Source organism: Marinobacter sp. LQ44 (assembly GCF_001447155.2).
Taxonomy (GTDB): domain Bacteria; phylum Pseudomonadota; class Gammaproteobacteria; order Pseudomonadales; family Oleiphilaceae; genus Marinobacter.
In genome coordinates this window covers 1,847,679-1,861,194 of the sequence record NZ_CP014754.1, presented here as the reverse complement: position 1 = coordinate 1,861,194, position 13,516 = coordinate 1,847,679, and the positions used below count along the sequence as shown (strand labels likewise).

General features: G+C 52.1%; 12 protein-coding genes. 8 read left to right on the top strand and 4 right to left on the bottom strand.

Features of this window, described 5'->3' with window-relative positions:
• Positions 1-32: 32 nt before the first annotated feature.
• Positions 33-1,031 (top strand): lipid A deacylase LpxR family protein, encoded by a 999-nt coding sequence (locus ASQ50_RS08705; protein WP_058091227.1) that lies wholly within the window; start codon positions 33-35, stop codon positions 1,029-1,031.
• A 339-nt stretch (positions 1,032-1,370) separates the two neighbouring features.
• On the top strand, positions 1,371-2,153 hold the full coding sequence (locus tag ASQ50_RS08700; RefSeq protein ID WP_068351453.1) for a transporter substrate-binding domain-containing protein: 783 nt from the start codon (positions 1,371-1,373) through the stop codon (positions 2,151-2,153).
• A gap of 25 nt (positions 2,154-2,178) precedes the next feature.
• On the opposite strand, the gene ASQ50_RS20995 is transcribed toward ASQ50_RS08700, so the two are convergent.
• Positions 2,179-2,484, bottom strand: a complete 306-nt coding sequence (locus ASQ50_RS20995; protein ID WP_156509990.1) for a hypothetical protein — start codon at positions 2,482-2,484, stop codon at positions 2,179-2,181.
• Positions 2,485-2,868: 384 nt separating this feature from the next.
• Here ASQ50_RS20995 and ASQ50_RS08690 point away from each other — a divergent pair, with 384 nt between their 5' ends.
• From ASQ50_RS08690 to ASQ50_RS21625, 4 genes are all read left to right on the top strand, one after another.
• Positions 2,869-3,183 carry a hypothetical protein gene (locus tag ASQ50_RS08690; RefSeq protein ID WP_141067130.1) on the top strand — a complete coding sequence of 105 codons (315 nt, stop codon included), beginning with the start codon at positions 2,869-2,871 and terminating at the stop codon, positions 3,181-3,183.
• Positions 3,184-3,691: 508 nt separating this feature from the next.
• A complete protein-coding gene (locus ASQ50_RS08685) occupies positions 3,692-3,934 on the top strand; it encodes a hypothetical protein (protein WP_011786677.1) in 243 nt (80 codons plus the stop codon).
• An 81-nt stretch (positions 3,935-4,015) separates the two neighbouring features.
• Positions 4,016-4,216, top strand: a complete 201-nt coding sequence (locus ASQ50_RS08680; protein WP_011786676.1) for a hypothetical protein — start codon at positions 4,016-4,018, stop codon at positions 4,214-4,216.
• A 37-nt stretch (positions 4,217-4,253) separates the two neighbouring features.
• Positions 4,254-4,379 carry a hypothetical protein gene (locus ASQ50_RS21625; protein ID WP_022991524.1) on the top strand — a complete coding sequence of 42 codons (126 nt, stop codon included), beginning with the start codon at positions 4,254-4,256 and terminating at the stop codon, positions 4,377-4,379.
• A 381-nt stretch (positions 4,380-4,760) separates the two neighbouring features.
• Here the strand turns inward: ASQ50_RS21625 and ASQ50_RS08675 are convergent, their stop codons facing one another.
• Entirely contained in the window at positions 4,761-6,341 is a 1,581-nt protein-coding gene (locus ASQ50_RS08675; RefSeq protein WP_023009175.1) for a hypothetical protein, read from the bottom strand.
• A gap of 235 nt (positions 6,342-6,576) precedes the next feature.
• Here ASQ50_RS08675 and ASQ50_RS08670 point away from each other — a divergent pair, with 235 nt between their 5' ends.
• Positions 6,577-8,901, top strand: a complete 2,325-nt coding sequence (locus ASQ50_RS08670) for a putative bifunctional diguanylate cyclase/phosphodiesterase (protein ID WP_058091225.1) — start codon at positions 6,577-6,579, stop codon at positions 8,899-8,901.
• Positions 8,898-9,779 (top strand): phosphate/phosphite/phosphonate ABC transporter substrate-binding protein, encoded by an 882-nt coding sequence (locus ASQ50_RS08665; protein ID WP_058091224.1) that lies wholly within the window; start codon positions 8,898-8,900, stop codon positions 9,777-9,779. Before ASQ50_RS08670 ends, ASQ50_RS08665 begins: the two co-directional genes overlap by 4 nt.
• A 47-nt stretch (positions 9,780-9,826) precedes the next feature.
• Here the strand turns inward: ASQ50_RS08665 and ASQ50_RS08660 are convergent, their stop codons facing one another.
• Together ASQ50_RS08660 and ASQ50_RS08655 are read right to left on the bottom strand one after the other, a co-directional pair.
• Positions 9,827-11,152: an acetyl-CoA hydrolase/transferase family protein gene (locus tag ASQ50_RS08660; RefSeq protein ID WP_023009178.1), complete on the bottom strand. Its 1,326-nt coding sequence runs from the start codon at positions 11,150-11,152 to the stop codon at positions 9,827-9,829.
• Positions 11,153-11,155: 3 nt separating this feature from the next.
• Positions 11,156-13,036 (bottom strand): pyruvate kinase, encoded by a 1,881-nt coding sequence (locus ASQ50_RS08655; RefSeq protein WP_031210217.1) that lies wholly within the window; start codon positions 13,034-13,036, stop codon positions 11,156-11,158.
• Positions 13,037-13,516: the final 480 nt, after the last annotated feature.

Below are 13,516 nucleotides of genomic sequence, written 5' to 3'. Positions count from 1 at the left end.
TTAACTCATAGTATTAACCGGAGAGACTGGATTTGAGTCGTCGCTGCGAATATGCCTTCCTGTTGCTCTTCGTTATTAGTGTTTTGCCCGCCAGTCTCAGGGCAGAAGTTGTTAACCTGTCCTGGGATAACGACCTGCTTACCGGAACCGATCGCGGCTATACAAACGGGGTACGCTTTTCGTATTTGACGGACACCGCTGATGAGAGCGATGGAAAGTCGGCAAGATTTGCCCGGGTTCTGCGTGATGAGCTGCGCTTTCTGCCAGGTATTGGAACTGTCGATTCAAAGCAGGCGGTAAGCCTGAGTTTGCGGCAATTCATGGTTACGCCTGAAGATATTACCGTTAAAGGTCCGCAGTTCGACGACATTCCCTATGCCGGCCACCTGTCGCTCAGCGGCACACTATGGAGCTGGAACGCCGATACGATTACCGGCTTTGGTGCTCACATTGGTGTTATTGGGCCCGAAAGCGGTGCCGAGTCGGTTCAGAAATGGGTGCACAAAGCCACGGGAAGCGACAAGCCGCAAGGGTGGGGGAGTCAGCTTGGAACCGATGTGGTGGGTGGCATTCAGGCTGCGCATGGCCGAAAACTCCTGCAACTCGGGCAGGGCGGCAACATTGAACAGCGTGTGTCGGTGGTTGGATCCGGACTACTGTCGAGTTTTCGGACCTCCGCTAAAACCGGGTTGGTCTGGCAGCTTGGCAGACACCTTCCTATAAACTTTGTGCCGGACTACGCTGGTACATCCTCAACCATCGCTTTGCCGGGCTCGTTCAAGGATTCAGGCAGTAGCTGGTCAGTATATGTGGGGCTGGGCGTGGAGTCTGTAGGCTATTCCTACATCGACGACAATGCCGGGGCTTATCGTTTTGACGAAGGGCCGCTGATTGGTCAGCTTGGTCTGGGCGCTGCCTGGCAGTGGGATCACCTGCTGGCCTCGGTCACACTGCGTGCCTCAACCAGTGAAGACGAGCGTCATAAAGACAACTTCAGCTTTGGGACGCTGTCAGTTTCTTGGGCATTGTAGAAAGGTTGGTTTTGACCGTTGCTTACGGGATGTGGTGGCGCTTGTTCCCGCTGTTAAACAAAAGCGAACATTCGAAACAGGGCTTTCTTCCAGAGTCTCTACGCTAAACACGGCTGACACTTTGTGGACACGTTGGGGCCGGCGATTTGCGGAACGAATCGATAAGAACCGTGACCAGCCAGGTATTCATCAGTGTGGTAAACAAGGCGAGCGCGTCACTGTCACAGAGCTGAAACACTAATGTAGTAATATCGTGATTCTGAAAATGGAATTAGCGGTAACCTTGAGTTTAGGTGCAGGGAAGTAGTTGTAGTTTCTCGATAATCACGTGGCATCTAAATGAAATGGTTACTTCTGGCGTTCGCTATTGGCACTTTGGCCACTCAGGCCAATGCAGCATCAGAGCCAGAGCCACTTCTCGTACTAGCTCCCTACCTCCCGGCAACATCAGAACAGGGGCCGGCTGGGCGCGATATCGAGATATTCGCTGCAGTCATGGATCGATGTGACATAGATGTTCACTTTCATTTCTACCCCTTCAAACGGCACCTCCGGAATTTCACTCATGAGGGGCTGGGCGATGCGGTAATGACCGTGCCTCCCGATATGGACACGCCAAGTTTTGAAAGCACTCCCTACGTGTATTATCAGAATGGCGCCGCCGTTTTGGAGTCCACGAACATCAAGCCTTACCATCTTCGCTATTTAAAAGGGCTGCGTGTTGTTTCCTTTGCCGGTGCGTCCCAATTGCTGGGTATTGAATCTCACATTGAGTCTTTTGCCTCATATTCCGAGTTTGCAGACCAGCGCATCCACTCGCGAATGCTCTTTCTGAATCGCGTGGATGTGGTGCTTGCGGATGGTCTTATCTTTGCGGAGATTAACCACCGTTTGCGCGCGGACCGAACCTATGCGGATAAGGCTGATTTGCACCAGAAAGTGATGTTCATTCCGATTTTTGCCCCGACGCCCTATAGAGCCTCGTTTCGTAAAAAAGAACACCGTGATGCATTCAATGCGTGCTTCAGTGAGCTTGAAGCAGAAGGCGTTGTCCGAGCAATCAACGTACGACACATTGAAAAATATCGGGATACGGTCGGCTACGGTTATCTGGGCTACTAGGCAACCGAATGCAGGCTATTTCAGATCAATTTTTAAGACCAAAATCAACTTGAGACACATCAAAATAGCCGATTAAATTGAGCATAGAATAAACAGCCAGATAAGTGCTGTCCCTTACCCAGTAAAGAGGTGCCCCATGAGTTCCGATTGGATTGAAACCACCTTGTCTCTCAAAAAAGACCAGATACTCCGGGAGGTCGAGCCTGAAGTCGATGAATCGCGCCAGATAGACCCTAGTAAAACGTCCTACGAAATGTGCACAGAGAACGGCGAGGTTGTTGGCTTTATCAAAACCTGGGAAGAATCGGATGGTTATGCTGGCTATGTCCATTTCGACTCTGCGGGAAACGTCATTGACTGGAAGGTCATGAGGGAAAGGCGCAAGGTCTCTTAGGGAACGTAGCCTGAAATTCGTTTGTAACGTTAGAACCCTATAGTGAGGGTTCCTGAAGTACGATAAGTACCAGGTGCTCTCGCATTGCCGGGGGTTCAACCCCGGCGTTTTTTCTCCCCCAAGGTCTGTTCAAAAGGACGTTGACAGTCCCGATCTGAGGTTAATGAAATGAACCCCAGAGAGGACCACTACCGAGCCCTATTGGCGTTTCACAGATCTACGTTCGTAGGCCCATGGATTAGGCCGCACATTGAACTGGAAGATAGCCAGTGTTCCCTGTCCGTCCGTCTCAACGCCTTTTCCTGCTCTCCATTGGGCACAGTGAAAGAGTCCATCATTTTCCAGCTACTCTATGATGCGTCGTTTTTGGCAGCGGGTACTCTTGAGACGACCCTTCTGGTTCAGTGCGACAAGTTTGAATTCTTCCCATTCCAGAACCTGACAGAAAGCCGTGTTACGGCTCAGGCGCGGCTTGTTTATTCATCCCTGAAGCAGTGGACCATTGAATCGGCGTTGAAGGACGAATGGCAAAATGACATTGCCTGGGGTCGAGGCCAGTTCTCAAGATCATCCGTTTTGCTTGAAACCATTGGTCCCTACAACAATGAGCTCCTCAAGCAGAAACAGGATTGGTGAATGAACCCTGTTCTCCTGAAATGAAATTGAAACAGCTGAAGGTTACGATTGTCGGCCAATCAGGATTAGGATCATGATTGTTTGCCGAGTCCCTGTCCCGGGGCTCGGTTTTTTTATCCCCGTCACGCCACCGCAACATCACCTTGCTTTAATTCTGTCATCGCCTAGATGAGGCGGAACGCAATCCGCGTGTACTGCTCAGGATGAGCCCTCTGTTGCTTTTGTAGTGCAACTGATCCACCTGGGGGCATATGTGTCTGGTATGAGTAAGGCTATCCAAGCCGTTGAAATTCGTTGTTGCTGGTCCTGTGAAGAACTACCGGTTGAACTTCTTGAGCTAAGCTTCAAAGAGCCGAGCGGCTTTTGCCGGCCGTTTCGATACGAGGTGCGCATACCTGGTGAGGAACCGCTGTATCAATCGGAAAGCGAATATGCAGCCAGGCGATACCTGGAAATGCTCTTGGCGTTGCCTGCTGGGCATTTATGATGCATCAGATAGGGTGACGTTATGACAGAGAAATCACGGGCAAAAGAACTGGTGGGGTATTCCTTCCTGGTGGTCTTCGCCAACGACGACACCATAGACGAGAAAGAGCTCGCCATGATCGAGCGATTAGCTTTGGAAGACGGCGTAGTCGACGACAAAGAAAAGGAAATTCTTAGAAGGCTTTTTGATCGCCTGGATCACTACACAGTCGCCCGCAAAGTCGTGGAAGAGATCAACAGCTTTCGAAAGCAACACGACATCTGACTGCGACAACTTGGGCGCCTGAGTCTATCTTTTCTATATACAGTGTATATACTAAAAGTGTTCTCAGTGAGTGGATGACCCATGGCAGCCGATAGTATTTCCGAAAAGCAGTTGAAGCCACGCAAGAAAAAGGCAGGGAAAAAAGACTCTCAGCTACTGATTCGGATCAACAGTGCAGAGCGCGATGAATTCATTTCATTGTGTGAAGAGCTGGATACCAGTGCCGCCAGAGAGGTACGAAAGTTCATACGCAACTTCGTGCGAACCCATAAGGACGACTGAGGGCGGTAATCGAGCAATCACACACCAGGAGTGAATCATGGCCAAGAAAACTACGAAGAAAGTAACCAGCCTGAAAAAAGAAATCAAAGCCCGTAAGGCGAAGATCGCCAAGCAGGAAGGCAAGCTGAAGAGCTTGAAAAAGAAGCTCAAGAAAGCGGCATAAACTGCCATATAGCGCGCCGTATCCGGTAAGAGTCCGGATACTTTGTTGCTAGCTATACGTAAAGAAGCCCTGCCTCCGTGTAGGGCTTTTTTATGGTTCATCGCTGGTTTGCGAACTAGACCTATTCCAATATCGTGTCTGGCTGGATGTGCCCGTCCGCCGAGTTCGCTGCGCGTTTTGCGGCTCCAGACTTGAACAGACTCGCCGGTTGCCACGGTAAGCTTATTTGATGATATTTTTGTGACAACCATTGCAGAGGCAGAACCGGGAGTCCTTGTACCGCTCAGCCCACGCTCGCCCTGCTACTATCTCGTCCACATTTCTGACGATTTTAGGGCAGGCTATACCTTGGCTAACCATAGACGCACGGACGACTTTGCTTTATGACTCCGGAAACGCGGTCCAGCCATCCAGCCAGGTGTCACTGGAGCGAGGATTAATAGCGCCCAGGTAGTCCGCAGATTCGTCGAAAAACTCCGACTTGGGTGGCCGTGTTGCTTCCATATTCCGAATGAGGCCTCTGGAGCGGAAATTTGGTGAAGTCGTGCTTGTCACGGTTGGCTGCAAGCCACTTTCCGCCAGCTGATGATTGCGGTTGGTCGGGTCCTGAATCCACACGTCCTCCTGGAAGCCAAAATCATCATCGTCAGCCTCTGGTTCGGTTGCCAGATTGCCGAGGCGGCCATTGTTGGAGATAAGGTTGTGGCTGAATGTCAGCTTGTCCATGGCCACCAAAGACCGGACCTCATCCCTGGTATCAAGTGCCTCGATGGCAAAGCTGTCGATGATCATGTTGTGGAAATGGCCACCGGAACCTTCTCGCAGAACCATGGCACGGTGCTGTTTGGCCGAGCGGCCGGCGCCGTACATCGTGACATTGTAGAAGGTGGGCTCTGACCGGGGCGTGGCGTTGTGATCAGACCCATTGCTGTCACCCTCAAAGCCATTGTCGCCCACATCCCCGTATTGCTGGATGACCGCGAACTGGACGTTACCTGTCCAACCCCAGTCCCAATCGATGCTGTCATCAGCGGCGCCGGTTATCAGAATGTTTTTCAGGTCTACGGTACCACCGAACATCTCAATGCCATCGTCCAGCGCGCGATGTACCTGCACGTTTTCGACAATGGTGTCTGAGCCGCAACCACCCAGCGTAAGACCATTCAGCTCGTTGTCTTTGTACACCTCAAAGCCGGCGAATTCGATGCGGGTAAATTGCAGTACGCCACAACTGTGGCTGTGGTCGGTACCACCAAACTGGCCACGTAGATCCGCCTCCGGTACACCTTCTATGGCTGCGGCGGGCTGATTAACCGGCGCTTTGCCGAGCAGAACCAGGCCGCCCCAGTCGCCTCGGGTTCTCTGGCCCTCGGGTTGGTGGCTGGTGAACACGACGGGCTGTTCCCGGGTTCCCCGGGCGAAGAGTCGGCTGTCTTTGGTGACGATCAGAGCAGAACCGCGTTCACCTTCGATGGTTACGCCCGGTTCAATGGTGAGCCTGGCGCTATCCACGTAGATAACATCATCCAGAATGTAACGGCGGCCACTCTGCCAAACGGTATCATAGACAATATCGTCAGTGACCCGGACCGCACGGTTCTCAAACGCAGTGAAACCGGCAATTGCTGCGACGAAGGCCGCAGATATCGGAATCACGACGATACCATTGCGAGTCAGCCAACCACGTTGTTTCTCCTTTTTAGTCTGCTTTTTCGTCAATGTTTCTGTTGGAGACTTCGCCATTAGCGGCTCACCAGGATCGTTTGCCATAATTTCCCGGGCAAGCGCCTGGAGCTCGGGTGAGCCGTTTGTTTCTACCCGCCTGAGAACATCGGCCCGATAAGCAGGCTCTCTAAGCAGGACGTTCAGATGAATAAAGTCGACACCGGGGCATTGGCCTTTGTCGATGCGGCGTTTAAGGCGCCAGAGCTTTTCTACCAGAAGGGATGATTGACCGGACATTACTGCTGCTCCGTTATGGATGGGAGCCATACACTTAACATTGAGAAATGAAGTTCCTGTGTCATATGTGTGAACCCGTTAACGAATCTGGCCTGTCATGTAGCTGCCATACTTGACCGCTAGCCTTTGAGGGGTATGGGTTTTGGTGGCGAAATGCCTCACCCGACTCACAGGATTTATCCGGCCACTGGAGAGGCTGACGTTTACCTATCCCTTTTCTCCAGGTTCTAGCTTGATGACAGCGAAATCTGATACTCCCCTGAATAGCGTTCAGCTAACCATGCTGGCACTCGGGGTTGTTATCGTTTTGTTCCTATGGGTGTTATTCCTTTGGCAGGCATCTGCAACGAGGGCGGAAACCCTCAATGCAAGACTCTCCGAGAACCGCAATCTGGCATTGATTGTGTCGGAGAGCCTCAAGCAGATGACTGATCGAGCCAAGGCCATGGGTAGCCTGGTGAATGACGATGTCATCGCGCATCAAGAAGCAGAGACCAGGCTCTTGACGCTTCTGGCAGAAGATCCCGTGTTCAACCGGCTCAGTGTTTACAATCTGTCGGGAGAACTGATTTACACCAGCCATCTGGGTTCGGCACGCTCAAACCTTGGTAGTTGGTTGTCTGGAACTGAAGACCACTTTGCCGGAGCTGGATTTGTGCCTGTGCTTCCCGAACGAGTTGCGGATCCGGCTTACGTGCCACAAGAGCCTGCCTGGCGATTGCCATTCCTGGTTCCGCTCAGACTGGCAGATTTGTCCCGTTCCTCAAGATTGATCTTGATTGAGCTGGACATCGCCTACCTGGCTGGGCTTCTACAGAATGTTGAGCTGGGCTCGGGCTTTATTCAGATTTTGGATTCCAGGGGGGATGAGTGGATGCGGGCCAATGAAAGCGGCATTGTGGTTGGAGGGCCTCAGGTGCCGAAAGTGCAGATTGCGGCTGAAGGCCGTGTTGTGACCGGTGAAGCCACGGTGGAGTTGGCGGGCGAGCAATACCAATATGTTTTCGTGACCCGTCCAGCGAATGGTTTTACAGTCAGTGTGGCCCAGCCTTACTACGAGATCTTTGCGCCGCTGACGCCTGCCCAGAATAAGCAACTGATTGCCAACAGCGTAATGACCTTACTGGTTTTCGGTATTGTGTTCTGGCTGATCCGGAGTTTGACCGGACAGCAAAGAGTGTTGGAGGCATTGCGGTTGTCCGAGCGGAACAACCAGCAACTGATTGAGCGCCTTGAAACCGAGCATGCCCGCAGTAGCCGTGCCGCTTCGATTGATCATCTCAGTGGTCTGTTCAACCGGCGCCAGTTTTTGGATGTGGCAGATTCGCTGGTACTGGAACAGCGTCGACAGCGAAAGCTGTCAACCATGCTGTTTATCGATCTGGATCGCTTTAAATCCATTAATGATTCCCTGGGCCACCACATCGGTGACCTGCTGCTGCAGGCCGTCGCCGGTCGCATTCAACGCATGCTGGGCAAAGGTGACATTGCCGCTCGTTTCGGCGGTGATGAATTTGTGGTGCTGTTGGCGGGTGATCGCAGTGAGGCCGACATCGAGCAGTGGGCCGCAGCTTTAACCGCGCATTTGTCCGCCCCCTACATGTTGGAAGGAACAGAGCTGAATACCAGTCCCAGCATTGGTATCGCTATCAGCCCTCGGGACGGCCAGAGTATTGATGAACTGACCAAATGTGCTGATGCCGCTATGTATTCGGCCAAGAAAGCCGGTCGTGGCCAGTATCGCTTTTTCGACCAGTCACTGAATGTGAGTGATGTGGAAGAATTTCACCTGGAACAAGCCTTTGTGGAGGCCCTCAGAAACCGGGAGTTTGTTCTGCATTACCAACCCCAGGTTTGCCTGGAGACTATGGAAATTATTGGCTACGAGGCTCTGGTGCGATGGCAACATCCGGGCTTCGGCCTGCTGTATCCAGACCGATTTATTCCGGTGGCCGAGAAAACCGGCTTTGTCGTGGCCCTGGGCATGGAAGTGGTTCGACTGGCCTGTGCCCAGATATCCGACTGGCAACAGAAACATGGGATTTCGAAGCCAGTCGCAGTCAATGTTTCTCCGATACAGCTTGCTCAGCCGGGTTTCTGCAAAGACGTTCTGGCGACGTTGGCGGACTACGGTTTGACCACCGACTTGCTGGAACTGGAAATCACGGAAACTGCTATGCTGGAAGGCCGGGCAGTTGAGAGCCTGCATTGCCTCAAGGCGGCAGGTATCCGCCTCAGTCTTGACGATTTCGGCACCGGTTACGCGGGGTTCGCCCACCTGGAGGCGGTACCGGTAGACAAGCTCAAGATTGACCGAAGCCTGATTAACCGCATCTCAAACAGCCATGATGACAGTCCGATCGTGTCCTCTACCATTATTCTGGCCAAGCGCATGGCGCTCAAAGTGGTGGCCGAGGGCGTGGAAACCCGTGAGCAGCTGGTTCACCTGAAAGTCGCCGGCTGTGACATTGCACAGGGCTATCACCTGGGGCGCCCGATGCCAGCGGAGAAGATTCCTGAGTTCCTGAGAACCTTCGCAGAAGAGGAAGCAAGAGCATGAGGTTGCTGACGTTAATTCTCGCGTTCGCATCGCTCGCCTTTGCATCGTTTTATAGTTCGGGAGCCGTCCGAGAGGTCAAAAACTGCAACATGAACAGATTGACCTTCACGATGATCCCAAAAAAAGATATCGACCAGCAGGCCTCTGAATATCAATCATTGATAGCTCTTCTGGAACAGGGGCTTGGAATGCCGGTAGAGCTGGTCAGAGCTACGTCTTACGAGAGTGTGATGGATGGCGTACTTTCGGGCGGTGTCGACCTGGCCGTTATGGGGCCGGCATCCTATGTTATCGCTCATCGAACAGACCCGGGGCTGGATGCCTTCGCTTCTTTAACCACCGAGGCCGGGCTCTTTACACCCGAGGGGAGTTTCTATTATTCGTTACTGGTAGTTCCAACGGCAGCGGGGATAAACAGCATTGAGGGCCTGAGAAATGCCAGGATACTGCTGACTGATCCTTCCAGTACATCAGGGGCTCTCATTCCCAAAAACGAGTTTGCAACCACGATCGGCGAGCCATTCTCCGATTTCTTTGGAGCCAACATATACGCGGGTAGCCATGACAAGGCATTGATGGCGTTGCTGGACAACAAGGCGGAGGCTGCCTTTGTCTCCAGCTCAAGAGCAGATGAAGCGCTCAGGCGCGGCATGATTGCAGAGGACACCCTAACGGTTCTCTGGCGTTCGGTACCGTTACACTATGACCCTTTTGTATTCCGCAGTGGAATTTGCGAGGACGTTCGGAGCCGGGTAATTAATCTACTGACAACGCCTTCGCCAATGCTCTCGGAATACCTGAATACTCAGCGAGCGGTGGGAATAAACCTCGTGACATATGATGATTACCGGGCGATTGAGGCCGTTCTAAACAACTAGCTTGGTATTATCCAGCGCTCTGATTTCAGTGGTCCGATCTATAGTGCCTATATCCATCCAAGTGATGTTGCCTCTCGCTCAAGTTGCTCGCGAAATTCGGGGCATGCAAGTTGTATGAGAGCCTTGGCTCTTTGAGGAATAGAAAGGCCTTTGAGGTTAACACAGCCATATTCCGTCACTACGAATTGCACATCATTCCGGGGGTCTGTGACGGCACCGCTGAGTAGACGCGGGACGATACGGCTGACAGAGCCCGATTGAGCGGTTGACCTTAATGCAATGAAAGAGCGGCCGTTTCTTGCAGCGTAAGCACCACGAACAAAATCGAGTTGGCCACCGGTGCCTGAAAAGGGGCGATCGCCAATTTGTTCAGAATTGATCTGGCCAGTCAGATCTATTTCGAGTGCTGAATTTACAGACACCATGTTGTCGTTAAGCCGAATGATGTCTGGATTGTTTACCCAGGACGCAGGGTATCCAACGATAGCAGGGTTATCGTCAAGGAACTCGTAGAGCGCACGGTCTCCGAGAGCGAAGGTGAAAACGTGCTTGTGTTGCATCCATGTCTTGCGTCGACCATTCAAGACCCCAGTCTGAATCAGGGGAACCATTGCCGGGGAAAACAGTTCGCTGTGTAGCCCCAGGTCTTTATGCTGATTCAAGCCTGAAAGCACGGCATTTGGCACCCCGCCCACTCCGATCTGTAAGGTGTCCCCATCGTTAATCCGTTCGATGATCTGCTGCGCAATCTTTCTATCGACCTCTGTGGGCGCCTTGGGGATTGCCTCTACCAGCGGTTGATCGTGCTCAACGATGTGGTCTATTTCTGAAATATGGACGGAACATTCACCAAAGGTTCGAGGCATATACCGGTTGACCTCGACAATGACTTTCCTTGCTTTTCGGATCACCGACGCACCGTAATCAGCGTTGGTGCCGAGGCTGAAATATCCATGGCGATCCATCGGCGATACGGTCACAAAAAAACATTCCGGATCTATGTGCTCTGTCAGCAGGCGGCCGGCCTGGTGAAGCATTGCGGGTACGAATTCAATCCAGTTTGTAGAGTGAGATTGTGCAATGGCAGCCCTGTCTGAATGGCTTAGAAAGAGTGGACGGGGTGTTACGAGATCAATGAGATCTGGAGCTAAAAGAGTTTGCTGAAGATGTTCCGTACCATGCAGATAATAGACGTTTAACGGACCAATCAATCGATCTCTGAGGGCATCTGCAGTGGCTGCCATCAATGCCGGCGGTTGCGCGGCGCTCATTCCGAGAATCAGGTTTCTGCAGCCTGAAATGGTCTCGACCGCTTCATGGGCAGACAACTTCCGTTTTAGATAGCTGGCTAGCAATCCTTCATCGGTATCCACTTGTTACCGTCCGTTCTGGGCCAATCTCAGTGCCCTGAGTAGTGCCCGTTTTTTGGTTTGATGCTGTTCCATGCGCTTGAGAATGCTGTCGAGCACACCAAGCGCTTCGATAACGTGCGGCCCTTTGTTCAGCATGACGCACTCTGCACGGTGCGCCATGACTGCATCTGAAATCTCTGCGCGAGAGGGCATGCCTTTCTGAGCCAGGTTTTCTAGTACTTGAGTCGCCCAGATAACGGGTACATGGGCGGCTTCACACACTGACAATATCTCTTCCTGGACTTCTGCCAGTCGCTCATATCCACACTCAACAGCAAGATCGCCCCTTGCAATCATGACGCCCACCTTGGGTCGGCGCATAGCGGTCAGCAGCATAGAGGGCAAATTCTCAAATCCTCTTCGGGTTTCGATCTTGAGGACGATGCCTAAGTGATCCCCCTTTACCCGGGACAGTGCTTCGTCAAGCAATGTGACGTCATGTGCGGAGTTTACAAATGACATCTGGACGGCATCTGCATGCTTAGCGATGAATGTCAGGTGGCTGATGTCGGTCGGCGTCAGAGAGCTGACGTTAAGCTGGCTATCCGGAAGGTTCATGCCTTTACCGGCTCTAAGTTTGCTGCCTTCTGGACGAGCGTGTTGGATTTTTACCCAGAATCGGTCTGTCTCTACTTTTTCAATGACACCACCAATTTTCCCGTCATCAAACCAGACGCTCTCGCCCGGATGAACTTGAGAAACGACCTCGGGCATCGTGCAGCTTATCGTAGCGGGAGTAACAAGATTTCCCTGGGTGTCTAAATGCTTGGAATGTCCGGCATTCGAGTCGGCCGTAACTACAAGACAATCGCCTTGGCGGAGGACTATAAACCCGGGTTGCTTGGGGACACTGGTAATCTTGGCTGTGATTTTCGGGCGTTGTTTTTCTTTCAGCTGAAGGGGCGTTCCGGGCACTACGTAACAGGTTTTGATGCTCTCAACCCGGCATCCAAAGTCGCTAACTTCAACAACGGTCCATTTCCGGGGCTTGTGGCGTGCATCAAGGAGCCGGATCTCATCAAATCTCTTGAGCTTTTGTAGAAAACTCTTTGGAACACCGAAAACAGTCTGGTTATCGCTAATTTCCGGTGCTGAACTTCCCTCCGGCACCAGCAGTATGCGCGCAGGGAAAACGGTGATTCCGTATTCATTACGTTTGGGGTGTACATGCACAACGTGCGGTCCGGGTTCGATCTCACCCGTGCGTATCTTCGGCCCACCCAAATCCATAAAAACCTGACAACTCTGTCCGAACTCCTCTTTTGCAGTTTGCAGATTATTGATCATCTCCAGCCAGGTTTCTGGGTCATCATGGGCGCAATTTATGCGCATGCAATTCATCCCGGCTTTCAGCAAATCGCGAATGATTGAGGGATCTTGTGCCGATTCCGTTGGCATGGTGACCATGATCCGTACATTTCTAGCTTCGGGCGTGGCCCCAAGTAGTTCTTTCGAATGCTGCAGCAGTAACAGGGGGCCATCCTGAATCGTGATCGTGGAGGTTTCGCCGCAATCTGCTTTTGGTGGCTGTCCGAGTAGTAAGGAAAGTGTGCGGATGATGATGTCTAGTGTCGGCAGTACGCAGGATTCCGAACGACCCAATGAGGAAAATCCAAGCGTAACAAGGCGCTGCTGGAGCAGTCGGATATCCTGTCGGCGCAACGCGAGGTAATGCAGAAGGTTTTCGGCGCTTATACGATAGCCAGAGTCGAGTTCGTTGAGGCTAAATGGGGGGTGGGCAGCTATAGAGCAAAGGCTATCTCGAAGATTGGTGAGATCTTCCAGTAGCTCACCCATGTACTCAATCTCTGATGCAGTGAGGGCTCTCGGAGTTATTTCGTCCATTTCTGGCCTCCCCTGCTGCATGAAGCTTCATGCGCGGAATGTTTTCGATGCGAGGCTGACTAAATTCCATACAGTAATAGAGTCGTCCTGAAATGTGTCAGCGGTGTGACATTTTTGTTTCGGTGGTAACGACGCGGATTAAATTATTACCGAATTCGTGGAAGTGTTACGAAAAATGAGGCGCTTTCGCCATATTTTTATTGTGTAGCCATACGTCAACGACGAAATGCACGGCGCGAATCTGTCTGGAATAGGCGTGGAGGCAGCGAGTGAGCCGGGAGTTATCCCCAAATCCGAATGTTCGCTTTGCGACCGAAGCACCTAAACAAAAGCGGACATTTGCAGCTCTCAGCTTCGAATCGGCTTTCGATTCAATTTTGAAGGCTGGTACCGCTTAATCGGATGCACTAACGATAAAGTGGAATAACTATTCCGACCCGGCGATCACCGATGATATGGAAAATTATGAATAACGCGGTA